At 38.9% G+C, this 26424-nt stretch carries 20 protein-coding genes and 1 riboswitch; all 20 genes read left to right on the top strand.

From position 1 onward, the window contains the following. Positions 1-133: 133 nt before the first annotated feature. The 20 genes from M030_RS23520 (at position 134) to M030_RS0100695 (ending at position 26292) form a co-directional block, all read left to right on the top strand. Positions 134-457, top strand: a complete 324-nt coding sequence (locus M030_RS23520) for a DUF6660 family protein (RefSeq protein ID WP_034721879.1) — start codon at positions 134-136, stop codon at positions 455-457. A 137-nt stretch (positions 458-594) separates the two neighbouring features. Beyond that, entirely contained in the window at positions 595-4956 is a 4362-nt protein-coding gene (locus tag M030_RS0100790; protein ID WP_027371792.1) for a CusA/CzcA family heavy metal efflux RND transporter, read from the top strand. An 85-nt stretch (positions 4957-5041) separates the two neighbouring features. Beyond that, positions 5042-6280 (top strand): efflux RND transporter periplasmic adaptor subunit, encoded by a 1239-nt coding sequence (locus M030_RS0100785; RefSeq protein ID WP_027371791.1) that lies wholly within the window; start codon positions 5042-5044, stop codon positions 6278-6280. Positions 6281-6423: 143 nt separating this feature from the next. Further along, entirely contained in the window at positions 6424-7305 is an 882-nt protein-coding gene (locus M030_RS0100780; RefSeq protein ID WP_027371790.1) for a bestrophin family protein, read from the top strand. Between the two features lie 20 nt (positions 7306-7325). Beyond that, positions 7326-8228, top strand: coding sequence for a cation diffusion facilitator family transporter (locus M030_RS0100775; protein WP_027371789.1), 903 nt, complete (start codon positions 7326-7328; stop codon positions 8226-8228). Between the two features lie 16 nt (positions 8229-8244). After that, on the top strand, positions 8245-8664 hold the full coding sequence (locus M030_RS0100770) for a Fur family transcriptional regulator (RefSeq protein ID WP_027371788.1): 420 nt from the start codon (positions 8245-8247) through the stop codon (positions 8662-8664). A 43-nt stretch (positions 8665-8707) separates the two neighbouring features. Beyond that, the gene (locus M030_RS0100765; protein WP_027371787.1) at positions 8708-10690 is read left to right on the top strand and encodes a heavy metal translocating P-type ATPase; all 1983 of its coding nucleotides are present in this window, start codon (positions 8708-8710) and stop codon (positions 10688-10690) included. A gap of 672 nt (positions 10691-11362) precedes the next feature. Next, complete coding sequence (locus M030_RS0100755) at positions 11363-11674, top strand: hypothetical protein (protein ID WP_228375172.1); 312 nt, start codon at positions 11363-11365, stop codon at positions 11672-11674. Positions 11675-11824: 150 nt separating this feature from the next. Continuing rightward, positions 11825-12100, top strand: coding sequence for a YHS domain-containing protein (locus M030_RS0100750; protein WP_027371785.1), 276 nt, complete (start codon positions 11825-11827; stop codon positions 12098-12100). Beyond that, complete coding sequence (locus M030_RS0100745; protein WP_027371784.1) at positions 12087-12764, top strand: SCO family protein; 678 nt, start codon at positions 12087-12089, stop codon at positions 12762-12764. The genes M030_RS0100750 and M030_RS0100745 overlap by 14 nt, the downstream gene beginning before the upstream one ends. 165 nt (positions 12765-12929) lie before the next feature. Next, positions 12930-13604 (top strand): superoxide dismutase, encoded by a 675-nt coding sequence (locus M030_RS0100740; RefSeq protein WP_027371783.1) that lies wholly within the window; start codon positions 12930-12932, stop codon positions 13602-13604. Positions 13605-13609: 5 nt separating this feature from the next. Next, on the top strand, positions 13610-13981 hold the full coding sequence (locus M030_RS0100735) for a hypothetical protein (RefSeq protein WP_027371782.1): 372 nt from the start codon (positions 13610-13612) through the stop codon (positions 13979-13981). 241 nt (positions 13982-14222) lie between these two features. Continuing rightward, positions 14223-15146 (top strand): hypothetical protein, encoded by a 924-nt coding sequence (locus M030_RS0100730; RefSeq protein ID WP_027371781.1) that lies wholly within the window; start codon positions 14223-14225, stop codon positions 15144-15146. Between the two features lie 4 nt (positions 15147-15150). Then, a complete protein-coding gene (locus M030_RS0100725; protein ID WP_027371780.1) occupies positions 15151-17130 on the top strand; it encodes a TonB-dependent receptor plug domain-containing protein in 1980 nt (659 codons plus the stop codon). Positions 17131-17187: 57 nt separating this feature from the next. After that, a complete protein-coding gene (locus M030_RS0100720; RefSeq protein WP_027371779.1) occupies positions 17188-18054 on the top strand; it encodes an MbnP family protein in 867 nt (288 codons plus the stop codon). 27 nt (positions 18055-18081) lie between these two features. Beyond that, positions 18082-19101 (top strand): cytochrome-c peroxidase, encoded by a 1020-nt coding sequence (locus M030_RS0100715; protein WP_027371778.1) that lies wholly within the window; start codon positions 18082-18084, stop codon positions 19099-19101. A gap of 165 nt (positions 19102-19266) precedes the next feature. Beyond that, positions 19267-19452, top strand: a riboswitch (cobalamin riboswitch). A gap of 108 nt (positions 19453-19560) precedes the next feature. Continuing rightward, positions 19561-21615, top strand: coding sequence for a TonB-dependent receptor plug domain-containing protein (locus M030_RS0100710; protein WP_027371777.1), 2055 nt, complete (start codon positions 19561-19563; stop codon positions 21613-21615). Next, a complete protein-coding gene (locus M030_RS0100705; protein ID WP_027371776.1) occupies positions 21612-22748 on the top strand; it encodes a YncE family protein in 1137 nt (378 codons plus the stop codon). The genes M030_RS0100710 and M030_RS0100705 overlap by 4 nt, the downstream gene beginning before the upstream one ends. Before the next feature lie 14 nt (positions 22749-22762). Next, positions 22763-23983 carry a hypothetical protein gene (locus tag M030_RS0100700; protein WP_027371775.1) on the top strand — a complete coding sequence of 407 codons (1221 nt, stop codon included), beginning with the start codon at positions 22763-22765 and terminating at the stop codon, positions 23981-23983. A gap of 32 nt (positions 23984-24015) precedes the next feature. After that, entirely contained in the window at positions 24016-26292 is a 2277-nt protein-coding gene (locus M030_RS0100695; protein ID WP_027371774.1) for a DUF5074 domain-containing protein, read from the top strand. The last annotated feature ends 132 nt before the right edge of the window (positions 26293-26424 follow it).

Raw genomic sequence — 26424 nt, 5'->3', positions numbered from 1 at the left:
TAATCAATAACAATTGGATGAAAAAAATAATTTTAAATAAAAAGAAGTCATGGAAATGATAAATTTATTTTGCATTCCAACTAAGTTTCGATAGAATTTACTCATTTTAGAAAAAAACTTTACCTTTGTAGCAATGAATCTTTTAAGATGGATACTCGCAATTTATTTCATGGCGTTAGCATTAATGCCATGTGAAGATGTATCTCATCCTTTAGATTCTGGAAATAAGAAAATATCTTTAACTGTTCATGGCGTTCATTCAACAGAAAAAGGGGATATCTGTTCGCCACTTTGTGCATGCAGCTGCTGCCAGATTGCAGTTTCTGTATTTAAAATGGATCCTCTGTTAGAAATTCCGGAACCGATTCAAGCTTATTTCTCCAAGAAAATCCTATTTCGTAAAAACGATTTCGCCTACCAGGTATACGATCCTATCTGGCAACCTCCCAAAATTTAATTTTTATTGACCTTTAGAAAGTTAGCTTTCTGAACAGTATGAAACTTTGCAATACCATTGCAGAGCTTTTCAGGATATTTTTGCTGCAGTATTTTCTACTGTATGCATTTATTTTCAATAAAAATTAAATATAGATCGTGTTAGATAAAATAATAAAATTTAGTATTAAAAATAAGGTGATCATAGGTCTCATGACCTTAATCTGGATCATCTGGGGAGTCTGGAGCGCTACCAAACTTCCTATAGATGCTGTACCGGATATCACCAATAATCAGGTTCAGATCATTACCGTATGCCCAACATTGGCAGGACAGGAAGTAGAGCAGTTGGTAACTTTTCCGATAGAGCAAAGTATCGCCAATGTTCCCGGCATTCAGGAAACAAGAAGTATCTCCAGGTTTGGACTTTCCGTAATTACCGTAGTATTCAAAGAAGAGGTTGATGTTTACTTTGCAAGACAGCTGATCAGCGAACAATTAAAAAATGCAGTGGAAGAAATTCCCAAAGGCGTTGGAACTCCTGAACTTGCTCCTGTAAGTACAGGTCTGGGCGAAGTATACCAGTACATCCTCCACCCTAAAAAAGGAAGTGAGAAAAAATACAATGCCAAAGAACTCCGTACCATGCAGGACTGGATTGTCAGAAGACAGCTCAACGGAACACCGGGCGTAGCTGAGATCAACAGTTTCGGAGGCGAGTTAAAACAATATGAAGTAGCTATTGATCCCAACCGATTGAAAGCGATGGGAATCAGTATTAGCGACTTGTTTACAGCACTTGAAAAAAATAATCAGAATACCGGAGGGGCCTATATTGATAAAAAGCCCAACGCTTACTTTATCCGTGGTATCGGACTGGTATCCTCTCTGGAAGATATAAAAAATATAGCCGTAAAAAACGAAACAGGGAGTGTTCCTATTTTTGTAAAAGATGTTGCAGATGTGCGTCTTGGAAGCGCTGTTCGTTACGGAGCATTAACATATAACGGAAAGGTAGATGCGGTAGGAGGAGTCGTGATGATGCTGAAAGGAGCCAACAGTAACGAGGTCGTAGAAAATGTAAAAGCTAAGATCCCTACCATTCAGAAATCTCTTCCGGATGACGTGGTGATAGAGCCATTCCTGGACAGAACAGATTTAGTAAGCAGAGCCATCAGTACTGTTGAAAAAAACCTGATGGAAGGAGCTTTGATCGTGATTTTCGTTCTTGTGGTCTTTCTTGGGAATCTGAGAGCAGGACTTATCGTAGCCTCCGCCATTCCGCTTTCGCTCTTATTTGCGTTGGGAATGATGAATGTTTTTGGGGTAAGTGCCAACCTGATGAGCTTAGGAGCCATAGACTTTGGCCTTATTGTAGATGGAGCCGTTATTATTGTTGAGGCCACTCTGCATTTGTTACACAATAAAAATAAAGGAGTGCTGACCCAGGTTCAAATGGATCAGGAAGTAGGAACCGCAGCCTCAAAAATGATGAATAGTGCCATATTCGGGCAGATTATCATTCTGATTGTGTATGTTCCGATCCTTACTTTAGCGGGTGTAGAGGGAAAAATGTTCACGCCGATGGCTAAGACGGTAGGTTTTGCCATCATTGGAGCAACTATTTTGTCAATCACCTACATTCCGATGATGAGCGCCCTGTTTTTATCTAAAAAGATTTCGCACAAGGAGACTCTTTCCGATAAAATGATGAACGCAATTCAGAAAGTATACCAGCCATTATTACAAAAAGCGATCAGAATAAAATATATTATTGTTTCCGCAACCGTTGCGATTTTTATTGTAGCTGCTTTCATCTTTAAAGGGATGGGGGGAGAATTTATTCCACAGCTGCAGGAAGGTGATTTTGCCTTTCACTGTATTTTGCCGCAGGGTAGCTCACTGAGTCAGAGTATAGAAACCTCGATGCAGGCTTCAAGGATCATCAAGCAGTTTGATGAGGTGAAAATGGTGGTAGGAAAAACAGGTTCAGCTGAAGTGCCTACCGACCCGATGCCACCAGAGGCTACTGATATGATTGTCGTATTAAAACCGCAAAGTGAATGGAAAAGCAAAAAATCATACAACGAACTCGCCGATGAGATCAGCGAAAAGTTAGAAACAATTCCGGGAGTATTTTTTGAAAAAAACCAGCCGATCCAGATGCGATTCAATGAATTGATGACAGGGATCAGACAGGATGTAGCCGTGAAGATTTTTGGTGAAAACCTGGATTCACTGGCAGTATATGCTGATAAAGTAGGAAAAGTGATTCAGTCGGTAGATGGTGCCACTGCGCCTCAGATTGAAAGGGTGAGTGGGTTACCTCAAATCAACGTACAATACGACAGAACAAGAATTGCCAATTACGGATTAAATATCGAAGATGTTAACAATGCCGTAAGTACAGCATTCGCCGGAAAAGCGGCCGGACAGGTTTTTGAAAATGAAAGACGTTTTGATTTAGTGGTTCGTCTGGACAGCCTTCACAGGTCAGATATTTCCGATGTTAATAATTTAATGATTACCACTGCTACAGGAGCCCAGATCCCATTATCACAGGTAGCCAATGTAAGCTATAAACTGGGCCCTGCACAGATCAGCCGTGAATTGGGGAAACGTAGAATTGTAATCGGGTTTAACGTAAAAGGACGTGACGTGGAAAGCGTGGTAAAAGATATTCAGGCAAAACTGGACAAAGAGATCAAATTACCTTCAGGGTATTATTTTACCTATGGCGGACAGTTTGAAAACTTACAGGAAGCAAGCAAGCGTTTGATGATTGCCGTTCCCGTATCATTGCTTCTGATTTTTATGTTGCTGTATTTTACATTCCGCTCATTTAAGCAGGCCGGTTTGATCTTTACAGCGATTCCGATGAGTGCTATCGGAGGAGTGTTTGCTCTTCTGCTGAGAGATATGCCATTCAGTATCAGTGCCGGAATCGGATTTATTGCCCTCTTTGGAGTTGCCGTACTGAACGGGATTGTATTGATAGGAACATTCAACCAGCTTGAAAAAGAAGGCGAAAAAGACCTTCTGAAAAGGGTATATGAAGGAACAAAAAGCAGGTTAAGACCGGTTTTGATGACCGCTACAGTAGCTTCATTAGGATTTTTGCCAATGGCTATCTCCACCGGAGCAGGGGCCGAGGTTCAAAAACCTTTGGCAACAGTGGTAATCGGTGGTCTGGTATCCGCAACATTCCTTACACTATTTGTTTTACCGATGCTGTATATTATTTTTAATACAAAGATTTTGAAAAGAAAAAGCAATAACACAGGAACTTTTACCATTGTTCTTGTTTTAGGACTGATGATGCTGGGACAGACTTTTAAAGCTCAGTCTAAGCCGATGTCCGTAGAGCAGGCTGTACAGATGGCAGTAGATAATAACTTAACTTTAAAATCAAAAGATCTAAGTATAAAATCAGCTGAAGCATTACGGCCTACTGCCAAAGAACTTCCCAAATTAAGTTTTGAAACGCAGTTGGGACAATACAACAGTCGTAATTTCGATCAGTCTTTTGCGATCTCTCAAAGCATTCCTTTTCCGACATTATTTAAAGCAAAAAAGGAACTGATCAATGAGAATATTAAAAGCAGACAGATTGATAAGGAAATAACAGCCAATGAATTGATCAGACAGGTCAGGACTTACTATTATCAAATTGAATATCTTCAGTATAATAAAGCGCAGCTGTCAAGTCTGGACAAAGTGTATGAAGACTTTATCAGAATTGCAACGGTGAGATTTAAAGCAGGTGATATTAAAAAAATTGAGATAAACACGGCAGAAACACAAAAAGGAGAGATTGATCTGTTATTAAGACAGAATGAAGTGTATTTAAATAATGCCTATAAAAATTTAAAAACAGTTTTAAATACTTCAGAAGATTTTGAAGTTCCTTTTAATCAGAATTATGAGCCTCTGAAAGCAGAAAATGTCCTTGATAGTGCCGTTGTTGCTAACAACCCGTTAGTAAAGGCTTTTTACCAGGATATGGAAATTGCCGAGAAGAATAAAAAGGTGGAGAAATCTATGGGATTACCTGATTTCAGTTTGGGATATACAAACCAGTCATTGATCGGTTTTCAGACTGTCAACGGGCAGGAAAGATATTATGGATCCGGAAATCGGTTCAGTGCTGCTACAGTGGGAGTTTCTATTCCGTTGACGTTCGGAGCGACCAAGGCGAGAATCCAATCGCTGGAATACGAAAAACAGGTAGCTGAAACAAATGCAGCCATGCAGAAGAAGCAGCTTACCACTCAGTTGGAAAATGCATTCAGCCAGTATCAGCAGGACATCCAGCAGTATGATTATTATACCAATCAGGCTATCCCTAATGCTGATAAAATTGTGAAAGCAGCTCAGCTGGGATATAAAACGGGAGAAATATCGTACGTAGAATATCTTTTTGCTTTGCAGACGGCAACCAATATTCAGTTAAAATACCTGGAATCGATCCAGCAAGTCAATCTGGCTGTAGTAACTATTAATTCAATCATTAATAAATAATTATGAAAACGCTGCTCAAAACATCTTCGTATCATCCGATGAAAGCAGCGGTATCATACGACCTTATAAAAATAAATATTTGCATATGAAACTCAAATATAATATCATATCCCTTGCTCTTGTTTCGCTCTTTATTGTAAGCTGTGGAAAAAAGGAGGCCTCAACAGAAAAGGCCGCTGAAAAAACTCCGGAAAAGACCGAACAGAAGCAAGCTGCAAAAGAAGAAGCTCCGGCAACCATCGCTGCATTAACAGAAGAACAAATGAAATCAGTAGGAGTAGCTGTAGGACCTGTGGAAATGAAAGAACTGACATCCACCATCAAAGCAAACGGTTTATTAAGTGTTCCTAACAATAATAAAGCAACCATTACTTCTCTGTACGGAGGAATTATAAAAACCCTAAATATACAGGTAGGAAGTATTGTAAAAAAAGGACAGGTAATCGCCACCATTGCCAATCCTGAATACATTCAGCTTCAGGAAGATTATCTGACTACCAACAGCAGAATAACCTATGCAGAGCAGGAGTTCAGAAGACAAAGAGAACTTTTTGACAATGATGCGGGTGCGAAGAAAAATCTACAAAGCGCCGACGCCGAATTGCGAACTCTGAGAACCAAAAGAGCTTCCCTTTTAAAACAACTTCAGATGATGGGGATAAGCCCGGGTAGTGTGAATAACGGAAATATGAGATCCGGACTGGTGATTACTTCTCCAATCAGTGGAACCGTGAGCGGAATCACGGCACAGATCGGAAGTTATGTGGATATCTCGTCCCCTGTAGCTACAGTGATTGACAATGGTTCCATTCACCTGGATCTTCAGGTTTTTGAAAAAGACCTTCCAAAGATGAGAGTGGGGCAAATTGTTCATTTTAATCTGACAAATAATCCTGAAACAGAATATGACGCAAGGATTTACAGTATAGGATCCTCATTTGAAAATGAAAGCAAAACCATTTCGATGCACTGTGAAGTGATCGGTAATAAAGCAGGATTGATAGACGGAATGAATATCACAGGTATCGTAAGCCTCGATAAAACAACAACGCCGGCCGTTCCTACTTCTGCCATTGTAGAAGCAGACAGCAAATATTATGTTTTTGTTCAAACCGATAAAAAACCGGAAGAAGAACATGAGGAAAAAGGAAAACCTCATCCTAAAACGACCAATTTTGAAAAAATAGAAGTGGTGAAAGGAACTTCAGATATGGGATATACAGCTATTACACCTATTGGCGAGATTCCTGCTGATGCAAAAATTGTGGTGAAAGGTGCCTTTTTTGTCAATGCCAAACTTGTCAATTCAGGTGAACATGAATAAGTCGTAATGAATGTGATCTGGAATCAGCTCAATATCAGATTTTATCCTTAAATTGGAACTGTTTACCAAATAGTTGATTGAAGTATAAAACGGGCTGGTAGGAAGTAAAGATTATCTTACAGTATTTAATAAACGATTCTACTATGCTATTAAACAAAAGAATATCAATCGGGTATTTCCTTCGCGGAATACAATCTCAGATTTTGTTCATCGGGATATTTGCAGTAGCCATAGGGCTTTTAGATATGCTCCCATGGTTCAGAAAAATTTCTCTTCCATTAAATATTCCGGCACTGCTGGGAACGGCCGTGTCACTTCTTCTCGCGTTCAGGACTTCGCAGTCATATGAGAGATGGTGGGAAGCCAGAACAGTCTGGGGAGCAATTGTCAATGATTCCCGCTCTTTGGTAAGATTGGTCATACAGTTTATGCCGGCAGGAGAAGATAAAACTATTAAAGACTTTGCGGAAAGACAGATCATCTGGACTTATGCTCTGGGAGAATCCTTAAGAAAACAGCCTTTTTCAGAAAAGGTACAGGAATATCTTAAAAAGAATACTATCAGTGCTCTCAATATTCCTAACGCTCTGTTGGATGCGCATTCCAAACAATTGAAAGAGGTTGCGGTATCAAAGGGCTTAACAGATTTTCAACAAATGCAGCTGAACGATATGATCACCAGGCTCTGCGACAGTATGGGAAAATGTGAGAGACTGAAAAATACTGTTTTCCCAAGATCTTACAGTGTCTTAGTTCATATTTTGATCTATGTTTTTGCCGCAATCCTTCCTTTCGGGCTGGATGATTCACAGCTCGCAATAGAAATAGGAATTACTTTCCTGATTCCGATTGTATTCATTGCTATTGAAAAAACATCGATCATAATGCAGGATCCATTTGAAAATACCCCCGTGGATACCCCGATGACTTCTTTGGCGCAAACCATTGAAATCAATATCAGACAAATGACAGGTGAGCAAAATGTTCCTCTAAAAAAAGAAAATACATTGTATTATGAAATGTAATTAAAAACCATACTCATATTATGGAAAAAGTAAAAACACAAATACAGACAGCCTCTGCAGCCAGCAAACACAAAAAAAACCTGCTGATTGTACTTGCCTTAAGCGGTACTTACCTCATTGCTGAGGTAATAGGAGGAATTGTTACCAATAGTCTTGCTTTATTAGCAGATGCCGCGCACATGTTGACGGATGTGGTAGGACTGCTTTTAGCATTTATTGCTATAAAAATCGGGGAAAGAAAAGCAGATCCCTCAAAGACATACGGATATTACCGGACTGAAATATTGGCAGCAGTGATCAATGCCGTTGTCTTGTTGGGAATCTCAGTATATGTTTTAGTGGAAGCCTACAAACGTTTTCAGGATCCGCCGGAAGTACAAAGTACATCGATGCTGATTGTGGCAGGAATCGGATTAATAGTCAATATTGTTGGTTTAATGATTCTGAGAAAAGATTCCGAAGCCAGCCTGAATATGAAAGGGGCTTATTTCGAAGTTCTTTCTGATATGCTGACTTCTGTTGGAGTAATGATCGCAGGAGTCATTATGCTGACTACAGGTTGGTATTATGCCGATCCTTTGATTTCAGCAGCGATCGGATTATTGATTTTCCCCAGAACATGGAAACTGCTGATGGAAGCCGTGCATGTTTTACTCGAAGGAACACCGAAAGATGTCAATATTCAGGAACTCCGTACCTCCCTGGAGAAAACTCCCGGGGTAAAAGATGTTCACGATCTGCACGTATGGTCTCTTACTTCAAGCGTGAATGCTATGAGTGCTCACATTGTAAAGGATGAAGCTTATGCCCAGAATCAATTATTAAAAACATTAACAGATCAGACGACTAAAAATTTCAAGATCAGCCATACCACTTTTCAGATTGAAGAGGAAGGATATCAAGAAAATGAAGTTCATCTGTAAAAATTAAATGGTTACAATGAAAAAAGATATCGAAAGCAAACTCATTGATAAAAACACCAAACCTACAAGTATGAGGATTCTGGTGTATGATTTTCTAAGCTCTCAGGATGCAGCCATGTCTCTTTCTGAAATAGAAAATCACTTTGATAATGCGGACAGAATTACGATTTACAGGACCTTAAAAACATTCGAAGAAAAAGGTATTGTTCACAGTATCCAGGAAAATACCACCACAAAATACAAATTGTGTGAAGATGATTGTGATGAAAACACACACAAAGACTGGCATCTGCATTTCTATTGTAAAATATGTAAACAAACCACTTGTAAAGAAGATATTTCTTTTCCCGAAAACATACAGACCAACTTCAGAATCGACGAAGTAAGGCTCTTTGCTAAAGGAATCTGTGAAAATTGTCTTGAAAGTTTGCAATAGCATTGCATCAGTCTCACCTTTAAATTTGTATAAAAATTCACTTATGGAAAAATGCTGTAGTACAACCCCGGAAAAACCAGATACAAAAGGACACCAACATAATCATTCAGAAGGAGACGGACACGACCATGACGGTCATGATCACTCTCATGATTCAGGAGATCAGACTGTTTTTCAGATGTTTCTCCCGGCGATTATATCCTTTGCGCTTCTGTTGATAGGAATTGCTTTTGATAATTATATAAAACCTTCATGGTTTGCAGGTTGGGTACGTTTAGTATGGTATTTGGCGGCTTACATTCCTGTAGGTCTTCCCGTATTGAAAGATGCTTATAAAAGTATTATCAAAGGAGATGTCTTTTCAGAATTCTTTTTGATGAGTATTGCTACCATCGGTGCTTTTATTATCGGAGAATATCCTGAAGGAGTAGCGGTAATGCTTTTCTATGCCGTAGGAGAAGTCTTCCAGACTATGGCTGTTTCCAGAGCAAAAGGAAATATAAAAGCATTGCTTGATCAGCGTCCCGATGAGGTAACAATTATCGAAAACAACCAGCCTAAAACGATTAAAGCAAAAGAAGCCGGAATAGGAAATACCATCCAGCTGAAACCAGGTGAAAAACTTGCGCTGGACGGAGAACTGCTTTCAGATTCAGCCTCATTTAACACGGCTGCATTGACCGGTGAAAGTAAGCCTGACACCAAAAATAAAGGCGAAGCTGTACTCGCAGGGATGATCAATATGAACAGTATTGCCCTTGTGAAGATTACCACAGCCTATGAAGACAGTAAATTAAGTAAAATATTAGAACTGGTTCAGAACGCAACAGCCCAAAAAGCTCCTACAGAATTATTTATCAGAAAATTTGCAAAGGTATATACACCCATTGTTGTGATGCTTGCTATCGGAATCTGTTTATTACCGTATTTCTTTGTCAGTGACTATCAATTCAGAGATTGGTTATACAGAGCATTGATCTTCCTGGTAATTTCTTGCCCTTGTGCATTGGTAATTTCCATCCCGTTAGGATATTTTGGAGGAATCGGAGCTGCCAGCCGAAATGGTATTCTGTTTAAAGGAAGTAATTTCCTGGACGCCATTGCAGAAATTCAGAATGTCGTGATGGACAAGACCGGAACCATGACAGAAGGGGTCTTCAAAGTTCAGGAAGTAACCATTGCTCCTGAATTTAATAAAGATGAAATCCTTCAGCTAGTGAATGTTCTTGAAAGCAAAAGTACCCACCCTGTGGCAACAGCCATACATAATTATGTAGGAGATATCAACTATTCCATCCCATTGGAAAATGTGGAAGAAATAGCTGGCCATGGACTGAAAGCTACCGTTAACGGGAAAGAACTTTTAGTCGGGAACTTTAAATTAATGGACAAATTCAATATCAGCTATGATATTAATCATGCCAATATTGTATATACTGTCATTGCTGTGGCCTACGATAAAAAATTCGCAGGATACATTACCATTGCAGACAGTATCAAAGAAGATGCAAAAATAACGGTGGATAATCTGCATAAGATGAATGTAAAGGCTACCATGCTGAGTGGTGACAAGAGCACTGTAGTAAAATATGTGGCAGACCAGCTGGGTATTGATAATGCGTTCGGAGATCTTTTACCGGAAGATAAAGTGAATAAAGTAAAAGAAATCAAAGCCAAAAACCAGACCGTAGCTTTCGTTGGAGATGGTGTGAATGATGCGCCGGTAGTCGCTTTAAGTGATGTAGGAATTGCCATGGGCGGTTTAGGAAGTGATGCTACCATTGAAACTGCCGACGTAGTGATTCAGGATGATAAACCAAGTAAAATCCCAATGGCCATCAATATCGGTAAACAGACTAAAAAGATCGTTTGGCAGAATATTATTTTAGCTTTTGCCGTAAAAGCAGTAGTGTTGGTTCTGGGAGCCGGAGGTCTTGCCACCATGTGGGAGGCAGTGTTTGCGGATGTTGGTGTGGCGCTTTTAGCGATTTTAAATGCAGTAAGAATTCAGAGAATGAAGTTTTAAGTAGCCAAAAAGGCAGAAAATAAAGATGGCAGATTAATTGCAGGAAATAATAAACATACGACTAAATTATATTGAAAAAGCTCTGCTGAATACTGTTCAGTGGAGCTTTTTTATACAACGAATTCACGAATAGCATCTATGTGCTTGTGTGGTACCATCAATTTTTACCACATAGGCTTTTAATTTTCTCAATATTGTTTTGACTTGTCTTTGTGCGTCCCCAAAAACATAAGTGATAAAGAAAAAGCTCCGCTGATGCTGTTCAACAGAGCTTTTATTAACAAGATTAAATTGTATAAAAGAAACTAATTTTTTTGATAGAGAAACCAAACACTTTCTACCTGCGGATTGGGAAATATTTCTGTAAAACTTACGCTTTCCAACAATGCAATTTGCTGTGTATCTCCAGCAGTCGCCGTTCTTATTTGATCACGGTAAGGTCTTGTATTCAAAGGTCGCAATAATATCAATTTGGTGACAGATACAGTTTTGTTATTTTTATAGGTAACAGTTTAATTTCAGCTTTGTCAAAAGAGTACATTAAAAAACATCAATGACATTCATCATGAATGAAGCGGAAAACAATTTTGAAGTAGTATATTTGTAACACAGAATCTATCGTTGAGGTTATTAATTTCCATATTTATTATTTTCACTGTTGCAATACGCCCCGTGTTGCCACTGGTAAATTATGCCGTCAACTATGACTATATTGTAAAGAATCTTTGTGAGAACAGGAATATTCCGCAGTCTACCTGTAAAGGGAAATGCTATGTGGAAAAAGAACTGGCAAAGACAGAAAAACAATCCACCGGCTCTCAAAATATCAAGATTGCAGGATTAGATGTGTTTCTTTCTCACGACATATTTTCCTTTGCAGATAAAGACGAAATGGGGTCCCGGATAAAAATAACAGACTCCAATTATTCTGACTCTCATACTACAGAATACTTTTCCCGCGTATTCCATCCTCCGTTAGTTTAAAACCTGTGATTAAAACTAAGTTTTTAGTTCTTTTGGATCGGGTCCGGATTGCCTACAGGTAACATTCTGATCTTACTCAATAGCCAACTTGGTTTAAGCGCGATGTATATTTTATCTAACAGTATCATTAATTTCAATTGTAATATCAAAATGAAATCACCTATTATTTTGGCAGTTGTACTGTCAATATCCCTGTTTTCCTGCGCGAAAGAAACGCCGCAGGTAAAGCATAAATCCCATATGGCTTCTTCAAAGGAAAATATGAAGAATGTACAGGTGGTGAATGAAGAAGATCCGATCTGTCATATGAAAACGGCAAACTTCCTTAAAGATACAGCAGTCTATAAAAATAAAACTTACGGCTTCTGTAGTTCTTACTGTAAAGACGAATTCAAAAAAAATCCTGAGAGCTATGCCCAAAAGTAAGTCAAATAATAATAAGACTAAAATCATAATTCCTATTGCGGTTATTGCCTTACTTTTCCTGGGGATTGGAGTAGGAATGAGCTATTTTGAGAAGAACCTCTATACGGTAATGAAAGTTCCCGATTTTGAACTTACAGATCAGAATAATAAAAAAATAACCAATAGGGATATGCTGGGGAAAGTATATCTGGTAGAGTTTTTCTTTAGCAAATGCCCTACGATATGCCCCGTTATGAATACCAATATGAAGGCCGTTCAGAATCAGATTAACAATCCGGATTTTGGTATTATCTCTATCAGTATTGATCCTGAAAATGATACTCCTGCAGCTTTACAAGAACATGCCAAAAGAATTGGAGCCACATCTCCCAACTGGCACTTTCTGACAGGAGACAGAACGTATATCGGAAATCTTGCCGATAAATTTAATATCTACGTCGGAGATCAGGAAGATGAAGGGGAAAGCCTTAATCATAGTGGCATGATTGCTCTGGTAGATCAGGAAGGGAATATCCGATGCAGATACAATAAAGATAATATGCCTATATTGTACTACTCTGGACTGAATTATGATGATCCGGAAGGAAAAACTCCCAAACTGAATGGGAAGTATCATCCTGATCGCGAAATTCTGATTGAGGATATTAAGAAATTACTAAAGTAGGAAAGGAAGAAAGGAAGAGGGAAGACGGAGGTACTGATCGTTCATCAAAGGAATTATAGTGACTTGGTTTCATTTAACGAGATAAAAAAGATGTACATGTGTTCCGTCTTCGAGCTTCATGCCTCACCCGCAGAATAATATTGTTTAACCATACAACAAAACGTTATGAAGATTTTAAAAATAGCTGCTCTAGGTGCAGTTTTAGCGACTCAGTTTACCTTTGCCCAATTTAAGCAAACCCCTTTGCCATACGCTTATAATGCGTTGGAAGGTTCTATCGATGCACAAACGATGGAGATTCACTATTCAAAACACGGAGCTGCTTATGCTGCCAATTTGAATAAGGCGATCGCAGGAACTCCCCAGGAGAAACAAACTTTGCTTCAGATTCTTTCTGAAACGTCAAAGCTGAGTCCTGCGGTTAGAAATAATGCCGGCGGACACTACAATCATGAGCTTTTCTGGACGATCTTAACTCCTGAAAAAAATACGCAGCCTTCTGCAAAATTAGCTAAGGCTATTAATGAAACTTTTGGTAGTCTTGATGCTTTTAAAGAAAAAATGAGCAAGGCAGGCGCAGACCGTTTCGGTTCAGGATGGGCATGGCTTTCTGTGGATAAAAACGGAAAACTATTCGTTTCATCAACTCCTAACCAGGATAACCCGTTGATGGATATCGTGGAAGAGAAAGGAACTCCTATTTTAGGAATTGATGTCTGGGAGCATGCCTATTATCTTAAATACCAGAATAAAAGAGCGGATTATCTTTCGGCGATCTGGAATGTGCTGAACTGGAAAGAAGTAAGCAAAAGATATGACGATGCCTTAAGCAAGAAATAAACCTTATGAAATTATTTTACAGCATACTCTTTACCTGCTATATGGTGTTCAGACCTCTGATACCACTGGCTGAGTATGCTGTAAATTATGATTATATTGTCAATAGTCTCTGTGTCAATAAGAGCAAACCGGAGCTGCATTGTAACGGGAAATGTTACCTTGGCAAAGAGCTGGCAAAAGCAAACAGCGATTCAGAATCTACACCATTTAACAAAATAAAAAATTCAGGGCAGAAAATTCTCGATATCTATATTCTTCCTGATATTACAAAGGTGGCCATTACTGAAAAAATTCTATTTTTCATAGGTACCTTCATTTACAAAACAGACTATTCTTTTCTGTTTCTGAAACACATTTTCAAACCACCGGTTTTTTAAATTTCAACAATTCACTTATAGAAATTGAACTGCAAAAGTTTCAAAAGTTTACTTAGAATTTGTAAGTAAGTAAAATGTCGTGGGTAGAATGTTCACAAATTTTGAAAATATCTGATTTTTCAAAATTCACACGTGTGCATCTCAACCGTTTACTGACAGGCTTTATAGTAACTTACCTGTTATACAGCTTTTGTGCCTTTTGTGGTGAAAAAATCAAATCCATTTAATTTAAAAATAAACAATGAAAATGTATCAATTTTTCATAATGGGTCTACTGTTGACGGTCGTTTCCTGTACTCTCGACAAAACAAATTATGAAGATGAAATCAACACAGCTGTTCCTGAACATTATGAATTTAAGGAAGCCGCTGCCATTACCAAAGAAGATTATACGATAAGCATTGAAGCATTGAACGGAACATTCTATCAGGGGTATAATGAAATCCGTTTGAAGATTCGCAATGCCCAGACCAAGGAGAATGCCAGTGTATCAGACATCACATTTTTACCTGTTATGACTAATGGCAACGGAAACAAGACCTCATGTCCTCATCGGTCTTCTCTGAACAGCCAGGCCGGTGGTCAATATTTTACCGGATACTCTGTGTTTACCAGTACAAGCAATGCAGGAAGAACCTGGAAGTTATATATGAGTTTTACCGTGAATCAAAAGACTTATACGATAGATAAAGAAGTGACCGTGCAGGAGCAACCTAATAAAAACCTCAATATGACTTCATTTACAGGGAATGACGGAGAACAATATTTTATTGCGCTTGTATCCCCTCAAAAACCACAGGTCGCAGAAAACAAACTGGTTGTCGGAATTTATAAATACAATCAACCTACCGCTTCAGAAGGAAGTTTTCCGGATCCGGCGCAATTTTCATACAGCGAGGTAAGTGGCTACACATTGCTGCTAGATCCAAGAATGCCGGAGCCTTCAATGGGAAATCACTCATCACCGAATAATAAAGATTTGATCCAGGGAAATGACGGTTTGTATCATGGAGTGGTCAATTATACGATGACCGGAAACTGGACATTAAACTTCATTATGCTGAACCAGAACGGGAAAATCATTAAAGGAACTAAGGTTTCTACCGATTTTACGCCCGGTGTTGAAGGGGCGAAAAGTGAACTTTTTATCGATACTTTATTCTAATTTCATGAAACAATCAGGACTTATTTTTGTCTTTTTGGGTATGTTGCTCAATGCACAGCACAGACCGGTAAGCAAAGACAGTATTGCCCTTTTGGATGAAATAAAAGTAAAAGGGGATCAAAAGAAAATTGAAACAAAAATGAAAATGGCTGTTTCAGTGGATGAATTTCTGGCATCTTCCGATAAGATAAGTTTTATCAAACGGGGAGCCTATGCCTGGGAACCCTTACTGAATAATATGAGTACGGAACGTTCTACAGTGACGATTGACGGGATGCATATTTTCGGGGCATGTACAGATAAAATGGATCCGGTTACCTCTTATCTGGAGAGCAACAATCTTTCTTCTATTGATATAAAATCAGGACAGCAAGGAAGCATGCATGGAGCAACTATTGCCGGAAGTATTGACCTGAAAAGGAAAAGCACTCCTTTCGGTCTTGAAAAAAAATGGGGTGGTGCCTACCAGACAGGTTTTGAGTTTAACAATAAACAGGCTTTTAATCTGGGATCTGTATCCTATTCAGGGAATAGATTTGTGATTGATGGAAGCATTTCTTACCGGAAAGCAGGGAATTATGATAATGGAAATGGTGATGAAGTAAAACATTCTCAATTTACCAAATTCAACACCGGATTAGGAGTTGCCTATAAAACAGGTCCTTTATCTTCCCTACGCGTTGATGCTATTTTTGATATGGCAAAAAATGTAGGATTTCCTGCATTGCCCATGGATTTATGGCTTTCCCGTGCTATGATTACCTCAGCTTCTTATAAACAATTGTATAAAGAAAGCCTGATCAAATCGTGGGATACTAAAATCTATTTCAACACCATAGAACATTATATGGACGATAGCAACCGACCGGAAAATCTTGTTCATATGGATATGCCAGGCTGGAGCACGACGTACGGGCTCGTTTCTACGGTGAATGTAAAGAAGGAAAGATATGCCTCCGAACTTCAGCTTAATGCGTATCATAATGTTTCGATTGCCGAAATGAGGATGTATCCGCAGGACCGGAGCAGGAGAACAATGTTTGCTTACTCCTGGCCCTGGGTGACGACACGGTTTATAGGGCTTTCCATGAATAATGTATGGGATATTTCTGAGAATAGCCGACTCAATTTTGGCGGATCGCTGGGCCTGAATTATAATCAATCGAAGTATGCGGAATTCAACTGGATTTTTCATCCGGGAGCACCACAGCAGAAAACGAGGATTCTGCCTGCTTTACATGCTGGATATCAGCTCAATGTAGATCAGTTTAATTTCTCTGTAGGAACGGGATATGGTCATAGAGCTCCTTCAGTTTCGGAGGGATACGGATATTATATCTACAACAGTTTTGACCGTTATGATTATATCGGAAATCCTGACTTAAAAAATGAAGTTTCCTATGAAAGCAATGCCAGTGCAGGTTTTAAAACTGATAAACTGAGTATTGAAGCGAAGGTGAACTATTTTTATATTCAGAATTACATCATCGGAAGGATTTTAAGTTTGGGAAGTCCGATGAACTATCAGTCGGTGGGCGTGAAAGCCTACACTTCTCTGGATCATGCGACCCTCGTTAATTTGTCCCTGAATACTGCATATACTATTACCCCTGATTTACATTGGAAAGGAACATTAACGTATGCAAGAGGTAAGGATGATAAAGGGAAAAACCTGCCATTCATCCGCCCGCTGAGCTATCTGACCTCTCTCCATTTTATGCACCGTAATTTGGGATTTCAGACGTCTGTAAACGGAGATTTTCTCCAGATGAATTACAGCCCGGAATATGGAGAAGATGAGACCCCGGCGTTTACCGTATGGAATGTTTCGGTGGACTATACCTTCAGAATCAAACAATTTAAAACCGTTCTCCAGGTGGGAGCCGAAAATCTTTTAAACAAATATTACAGTACCTACGCAGATTGGGGAAATATTCCAAGGATGGGACGTAATGTTTTCACGGCTTTAAAATTCAGCTTTTAAGCAAAAACAGGGATACGGTCCTATTACTATAAAACAACAACATTAAAATTTACAACAATGCAACATTTAAAAAAATACCTTTTATTATCAGCTTTTACCTTAGGATTAACTTCTTGTCAGAACACCGATGATAATCCTGTCGCCAATAATGTCACCCTGGAATTCAATAATACATTCAAGAGCCAGACTATTGTGCTGGGAGATGCCACCTCAGGTAAAGCTACCGTAAACATTTCTGCGGAAGGACAGGTGCATCAGTTCTCGGAATTGAAATATGTCATCAGTAATATCCGTCTTATCAAAGCCAATGGTGATGAAATTCCCTATCACATTAATGATCTTGACCAGGGAGCTACCGTAGTAGATCAGTCTAAACCCGAAACACTTCGTTACCTGCTGAGTAATATTCCTGCGGGAGAATATAAAAAGATTAAGCTCGGTCTTGGGGTTAAAAAAGAAATAAATGTGCTGGACCAGGTGAAATTTCCCAAGTTCTATGCGATGGCCGGTTCCAATGATACTCAAATGATGTGGGAATGGGGAGCAGGATATCGTTTTACAAAAATTGAAGGATTTTATGGGACAGATCATAAACAATTGTCTATTCACACAGGAAGTACAATCAAAGGAACCCAAGGAAACTATACACAGGGAGTAGATGCCTACAGAGAAGTTATTCTGGATCTTCCCAAAGTAGCAGTTGTAGATGCTAAAGCTCCAAAAATCACTATTAAAGCAGATTTTGATAAATTATTAACCGGAAAAACCAACACCATTCTCTTAACCACTGGTACCGGAATGGACGGTAATGCGACTCCAAATATCCACACTGCCAATCAAATGGTGAAATTTGTTGATAATTTAGGAGGAAACGGTTCAAGTGACATTTCGGGAATGTTTTCCGTAACTACTGTTGAAAACTAGATTTTTCCTTTTTAACCTATGACAACAATGAAAAACGGACTTGGTTTTTTAGCGATACTTTTACTTGTAATATCATGTCATACTGATTACTATGAACCTGTTTCTTACAATAATCCTGAAGTATCACTTAAGATTCCTTTTGGTTTTCCTGAATTAAACAGTTCAGTGAATGCTAATAAGCCTACCATGTACGGAGTGGAACTGGGAGAAAAACTATTTCATGACAAAAGGCTGAGTGCAGACAATACCATTTCCTGTTCCAGTTGCCACATGCAGGCCAATGCCTTTGCAGATCACAATGCACAGGCCATCGGTATTCAGAACAGACTAGGGCTCAGAAATGCTCCTGCAGTTCAGAATATGATGTTTATGAAGTTTTATAATTGGGACGGTAATATACTGCAATTGGAGAAACAACCTCTGATTCCGATCATCACCCATGAAGAAATGGGTTCTTCTATTCTGGAAGTCATAGGGAAAATAAAAGAGGATCTGACGTACAAAGATTTATTTACAAAGACATTCGGGGATGGCGATATAACGCCTGAAAGAATTTATAAAAGTATTGCTCAATATGAGTACACCTTGATTTCTGCCAACAGTAAATACGATAAGGTTAAAAGGAATGTAGGTGAAAAATTTACAGCAGAAGAAGCACAGGGCTACCAGACGTTTCAACAAAAATGTGCAAGCTGTCACAGTACAGAATTATTTACTGATCAGAGTTTCAGAAACATCGGTTTTCCTGTGAATCCTGATACCAATGAAGCAGGCAGGGCAAGAGTTACAGGTATTGCAGCGGATTATATGAGTTTCAGAGTACCTTCTTTACGGAATATAGAATATACGGCTCCGTATGGAAGCTTTGGACAGTTTCCCACATTAATGGCTGTTCTCGATTATTTTGATAAAGGGGTTTTAAATACAGAAAATCTTGATCCTGTTTTTAAACAAAATGGAAATAGAATTCCATTAACTGAACAGGAGAAGAACAATCTTATTTTGTTTATGAAAACATTGAGCGACCGGGAATTTATACAGAAATAACAGTACCTGGCCCATCATTGACAGATTCCGGAAAACGATACAACCAGATCAAAAATTAATGTACAGACCATTCAGAAATCCCGCTACAATGTAGTGGGATTTTCTTTTGTTTATACATTGATAATCATTTTGTTCTGTATAACATTGTATCTGGTTAATAATTTTCTATCTTTGCCGGAATTTGGTGAGCCTTAATAAGCTCTTAAAAGGGAATCCGGTGAAAATCCGGAACAGACCCGCTGCTGTAAGCTCCGCATCAAAGTTTTTGAAGAATATATCCACTGTTTTTTAATGGGAAGGATTTCAAAAATGGAGTAAGTCAGAAGACCTGCCAAAATAATAAACGTTTGACGCTTTCGTGGAATAAAGCCTAGGACAATAATGATACTGTACAGTGATCGCTGTGCTTTGTCGTTGCTTTCTTACATCCATTAGCGTCATCATTATTCCAATGAGCTAATGGTAGCAAAACTGAATACATCTCAACTTCATAAAGTTGTTTTCACCGTATGTGTGTTAACTTCACAATTCCTGTTTTCCCAAACCGGCAAAAAAGACAGCATTAAAGGAAAAACCATTAAGGCGGTCAATATTTACAAAAAAAACTACAAAGAGATTCTTCCGGCACAAACCTTACAGGGAGAAGAACTGGAAAGACTTAACAGTCATTCTGTAGCTGATGCTTTACGGTATTTCTCAGGTGTCCAGATCAAAGATTATGGAGGAATGGGTGGTTTGAAAACCATTAATATCCGAAGTATGGGAAGCCAGCACGTCGGTGTTTTTTATGATGGGATTCAGTTGGGGAATGCCCAGAATGGGTTGGTGGATCTTGGAAGGTATTCTCTGGATGATCTGGAAGAAATTTCTTTATATAACGGGCAGAAAAGTGAAATCTTCCAGCCTGCAAAAGATTTCGGCTCATCGGGATCTATTTATTTGCAACCGAAGACTCCCGTATTTACGGGAAACAGGAAGACCAACCTCGTGATAAGGGCCAAAAGTGCTTCTATAGATTTATTTAATCCTTCCTTTCGTTTAGAGCAAAAGATTTCACGAAGAATTTCTGCCAGTTTTAGTGGTGAATTCATGCAGAGTGACGGTATTTACAAATATCATTATGGCCGGAAATATCCCAATGGACAGGTTGCTAATGATACTATTGCCAAAAGACAGGATTCTGATATCAAAGCCAAACGTTTTGAAACTTCTGTCAACGGAACTTTAAATAACGGAAGCTGGAATGTACGTGGTTACGGATATATTTCAAATCGCGGAATGCCCGCTTCTATTGTTAATAACAGGTTTGGAGCCAGAGGAGCCAGAATATCTGACGAAAATTATTTTGTACAGGCTCATGTAAGAAAAAAGGTATTCCCAAAGTTTGAAACACAGTTAAAAGCAAAATTTGCTTATGATTATACCCGCTTTCTGGATACCATAAAATCAGAATACCTTAAACCTTCGGATAATGTTTATATCCAGAGAGAAGTCTATGTTTCTTCCTCAAACCTTTACTCTATCAACTCCAATTGGGATGTCAGCCTGAGTGGCGATTTCCAGTATAACAATCTGGATGCTGAAGGTCTGAATGACTTTTCTTTCCCTACCCGCTACACCTCATTGGTTGCGTTAGCCACTACATTTCAGTGGAACAGGTTTAAATTTATGGGAAGCCTATTAGGTACATTTACTTTTGAAGAAGTAAAACGAAATAAAAGACCTGATGACAGAAGTGAATGGACACCTGCTGTTTTTATGAGCTACCAGCCGGCCGCTGTTCCGGAGCTTACCCTCAGAGCATTTTATAAAAGGATTTTCAGACTTCCCACATTTAATGATTTGTATTATACCAGTATCGGAAATACTTACCTTAAGCCGGAATTTACCAACCAGTATGATATTGGGTTTACGTACCAGAAAAAATATGATCATTCTTTCTTCAAAGCTTTCTATGCGAAAGTAGACGGATATTACAACAAAGTAGAAGATAAAATTATCGCAGCCCCCAATGGAAGTATGTTCCGTTGGTTGATGATGAACCTGGGACTCGTGGAGATTGTTGGGGCCGATGTCAACGTACAGGCAGAAATGATTCTGGGGAAGGTGAAGCTTAAACCATTGCTTGCCTACACCTATCAGAGGGCAAAGGATATTACCAATCCCGGAGATCAGTTGACCCCTGGAGATAGTTTCTATGGCGATCAGATTCCTTATACGCCATGGCACAGCGGATCTTTTACCATGATGGCAGATTATAAAAGCTGGAGTTTTAATTATAGTACAATCTATGTAGGTAAGAGATATGATGTGAATCAGGACAATATCCCTTACAATTATGTTCAGCCTTGGTATACCCATGATTTATCGGTTCAGAAGAAATTTAATTGGGCGGATCACCAGTTTAAAGTAAGCTTTGAGATGAATAATATATTCAACCAGTATTATGATGTAGTGATCAATTATCCGATGCCGGGAAGAAATTTTAAACTCATTCTAAATTTCACATTATGAAAAAACTAAATTCTCTTCTTCTTTTTCTTGTATTTGTATTGCTTGTCTCGTGCCGTACCGATGAAATAGTGATTCCTATGGAAGTTGTAGATGGGCTTGCTCCTCCTGAAAATACAGCGATCAAAGGGTTTTATGTTTTGAATGAGGGCAATATGGGAAGCAATAAATGTACCCTGGATTTTTTTGACTATACTAAAGGAACTTACTTTCGGAATATCTATGCGGAAATCAATCCGAATGTCGTAAAGGAATTAGGAGACGTAGGGAATGATATTAAAATTTATGGCAGTAAACTATACGTGGTAGTGAATGTTTCCAACAAAATTGAAGTGCTGGATGCTAAAACCGCCAGACGTATAAAATCTATCCAGCTGCAAAACTGCAGATATTTAACCTTTAAAGATGGAAAAGCCTACGCAAGCAGTTATGCCGGCCCGGTTGATATTAATCCCCTGGCTCCAAAAGGGAAAGTGGTGGAAATTGATACTGCCTCCCTTGCCGTGCAACGTGAAGTAACCGTAGGATATCAGCCTGAAGAGATGGAAATCGTAGGAAACAAACTATTCGTGGCCAACTCCGGTGGATATATGGTGCCCAATTACGATAAAACCGTTTCCGTGATCGATCTCAATACATTTACAGAAACAAAAAAGATAGATGTTGCGATCAATCTTCATCGCCTTAAAAAAGACAATTACGGCGATTTGTATGTGAGTTCACGAGGAGACTATTATAATGTTCCTTCCAATTTATATCTTATTGATGCTGCCACAGGGACAATCAAAAAGAATTTTCACATGGCAGTAAGTGAAATGACTATTGTTAATGATAAACTTTATTTCTATGGGAATGAATTCAATTACAATACCCACTCCTACAAAAAAACATTTGGAATAATCGACGTAAAAACTGAGCAGATCATATCCAACAAAATTATGGATAAGGAGTATGAAAACATTATTAAAACACCTTACGGAATTACAGTAAACCCAATCACAGAAGATATCTATATCACCGATGCCCGAAACTACGTATCGATGGGCTTTGTATACTGTTTTGATAAAAACGGACATTTAAAATGGAAAACAGAAGGCGGAAATATCCCTGCCCATTTCGCTTTTTTATATAAATAATGAAACTGACAGACATGAATAAAAAAACTATTAATTATGTAACATTCGGATTTCTATCCCTCCTTTTTGCAGGAATGATTGCCTCATGTAAACATGATGACGATGAGGTGATTACTCCCACAGATCCTGTCGTAGAACCCTTTAAAGGACTGGATTCCGTGTATACAATTGAACGTTTCAGAGTACTGACTATTCCTACTCAGCTTTCAGAAAAACTTACCTGGAGTATTAATGATTCTGTCATCTCCGAAAAATCAGAGCTGGAATTCATCAGCGCCGGTACTGCTACCTATCCTTTGACATTAAAGATTGGAAACAACGCAGATGCTAAAGTTTATCATTCAAAGATTAAAGTGACCAAAGAGACAGGAACCTTAAGCAGATACATCTCTAAGGTCTTTGATTTCCGCCCTGCTGTAGGACAGTTCATGAATGAAATCCCGGAATATGATCAGGGCAATACCGCATCAGATATGATCAAGAAAGCGAATGCTTCTCTTGTAGGCTCCAATTCTACCATGATCAGCCTTGGTGGTTTCGGAGGCTATGTGGTGTTTGGCTTTGATCATACCATTCCTAACCTTGAAGGAAGAGATTTTAAAATTCTTGGAAATGCCTTTTTTGGAAATGCAGCCAATGATCCCCGCTCAGGAAACTGTGAGCCGGGAATTATCATGGTAGCCTACGACAAAAACAAAAACGGAAAACCTGATGATAACGAATGGTATGAAATTGCCGGAAGCGAGTATTTTAAAAATACCACTGTAAAAGAGTACAGCATTACCTATATGAAGCCCAATGAAAACAAAACCCCCGTGGCGGGAAGTGAAGACTGGCAGGCTGATGTTGAATATATTAAATGGACAGATAATCTTGGAAATACCGGATTCAGAACCAGAAATGTTTTCCATTCACAAAGCTATTATCCATTATGGTTTACAGATGCTTCCTATGGATTTACCGGAACAAGGCTTAAAGATAATTTTTATGACCAAAGTGGAAACGGAACTTATTGGGTAGGAAAGTCCTACGAATTCGGATACGCAGATAATGCCCCGAACAACGATGAGGCGTCTAATATTGATATCTCCTGGGCTGTAGACAAAAACGGAAAATACGTAAAACTTCCGGGAATTGATTTTGTGAAGGTATATACAGGTATCAATCAGGAGGCCGGATGGCTGGGTGAAGTATCTACAGAAGTGGCTGGCGCCTACGACCTGCGTCTCAAATAAAAACAATCAAAATATTTTTAAATTAATAAAGAATGAAAAAGTTTTACCTTTTTACCGTACTTTTTCTGTTTGCATTTTTTACCAATGCCCAGATAACAGTACAGGGAGTACCCAGAAATGATCTTTCAGGGAATACTCAGCTCAACACGACCAATACGACAAGCACCTTAAGCTTTTCTGATATCCAATATTGGGTAGGAACAGGTTCCAATCAGGCAGCTTTTGTTGTACAATGGAACGATAGCAAAATCCCTGATGCCTTGGTATGGGGTTTTAGATGGGACGGCAATGCTACAGGAGAAGATATGCTGAAGGCTATTGCAAAGGCAGATCGTAGATTTTTTACCTTATTGTATCAGGGAACACAGTTCGGAACAGCAGTAGGAGGACTTGGATTTGACCTTGACGGGCAAAACTCAAATGCCCTGATTAAAAGCGGAAATACGACTTACCCTTTGTATCCGCTGAATGGAATTGTAAACACAACGGCTTATGATTTTGATGACTATACAGCACAAGATACTAATGATCACTGGGGTTCCGGATGGTACAACGGTTTCTGGTCGTATTACGTTAAAAACCCTGCAGATGCTGATTTCGGATTTTCAGGAGTAGGAGCGACCTCAAGAATATTACAAAACGGTTCGTGGGATGTATGGAACTATAGTCCCATGTCAGGATCATTCCCGATTTCTTCAACATTGACACCGGTTTCTCCGTATGTAACCTCTACAGATTTTACCAATGGTTTCTTCATGGTCAATGAAGAATGGTATGGGCATACCAATGGTTCTGTTAATTTTATTAGTAATAACGGACCGGTTAATTACCGTGTTTATAGTGAAGTAAACAATAATCACGCTTTTGGGGCAACTACTCAGTATGGAACCATCTATGGTGACAAATTCTATTTCGTATCCAAACAGGCTGCTGATGGAGGAGATTCTCAATATACACCGGGAGGCAGATTGGTTGTTGCCAATGCACAGACAATGCAGAAAATTGCGACATTCAATACTATTGGAACAGGAGATGGCAGATCATTTCTTGGAGTGAATCAGCATAAAGGGTACATTGGTGCCTCTAATGGAATCTATTTATTTGACATTGATAATATGCAGGTCGGAAATATGATTGCCGGAACAGGCGGGGGAAGCCAGTATGCAGGACAAATCGGTAATATGATTCGCACCTCACACTATGTTTTTGCCGTGAAGCAAACAGCCGGAATTTTAGTAATAGATCCGAATACTGATACCGTGGTGAACACTATCGCAGGAGCATTCAGTTCCATTGTTCAGGCAAAAGATGGAAGTATCTGGGCCATCCAGAACCAAAAGTTAGCCAATATTAATCCCGCTACCCTTATAGTGCAGTATTATAATATTCCGACATCGAAATATTCCGATTCATGGGGAGCCTGGAATGCAGGAAGCTTTACAGCAAGTAATAGCGAGAATACCTTATATTGGATCAAAGCCGGAACAGGGTTTAATGCCGGAAACCAAATTGTGAAATTTGATGTTACAACTAAAGCATTCAATGAGAATTTTATTACCCTTCCCGGGCAGTCCGGCAACTTTAAACAAATTCCTTACGGAGCAGCACTTCGTGTTAATCCTGCAACAGGTAACCTTATCCTGAATACGACGGAAAGCGGATATGGTGCTCACTTTTTAAAGAACTGGATTCACACATTTGATGCCAGCGGAAATCTTATCAACACCAAAACATTGAATGATTATTATTGGTTCCCTTCGTTAGCCGTATTTCCGGATAATTCTGCACCAACTGTTAGTAATACATTCCCGGCACAGGTTACGGCAGCTAACGTTACAAGCATTGATCTTAAAACAATGGTTTCTGATGAAGATAGTTTCGGGGCTTCTATTGTAAAAACGGTAAAGTCAAACAATAACCCTTCCGTAGTTTCTGCCGAGATTAATGCTGATGAAGAATTAGTAATAACACCACTGGCAACAGGATTTGCGGAAGTAGTGATCAGTTTCAATTCAAATGGTAAAGTTGTTGAAAGAACCCTTGCCATCAATAGCCTTGGTTCTACTTTAGCAACTACGGAGGTAAAGAAACTTGAATTTGAAATTTATCCCAATCCGGTAACAGATGTTTTATATATTAAAACTCAGGAAAAAATAGGTAACGTATCTGTATATGATGCATCAGGTAAATTGATGAATACACAGTTCAGTAATGGACAGGTAAACGTTAGGATGTTGCCGAAAGGATTGTATATTTTAAAAGCAACAACTGATAAAGCAATATACCAGCAAAAACTTATGAAAAAATAATTTTTAGCATAGCTATTTTGTTTCATTGAACCGGCCATTTATGGGCCGGTTTTTTTTTCAAAGCTGGTAAAATAACAAACCCCGATCATCAAAAGATAGATGTAATTTTTTCGCCTTAATTTGTAAATTGAC

The organism is Chryseobacterium sp. UNC8MFCol (assembly GCF_000482305.1).
Lineage (GTDB): Bacteria > Bacteroidota > Bacteroidia > Flavobacteriales > Weeksellaceae > Chryseobacterium > Chryseobacterium indologenes.
This window is presented reverse-complemented; position numbering and strand designations above follow the sequence as displayed.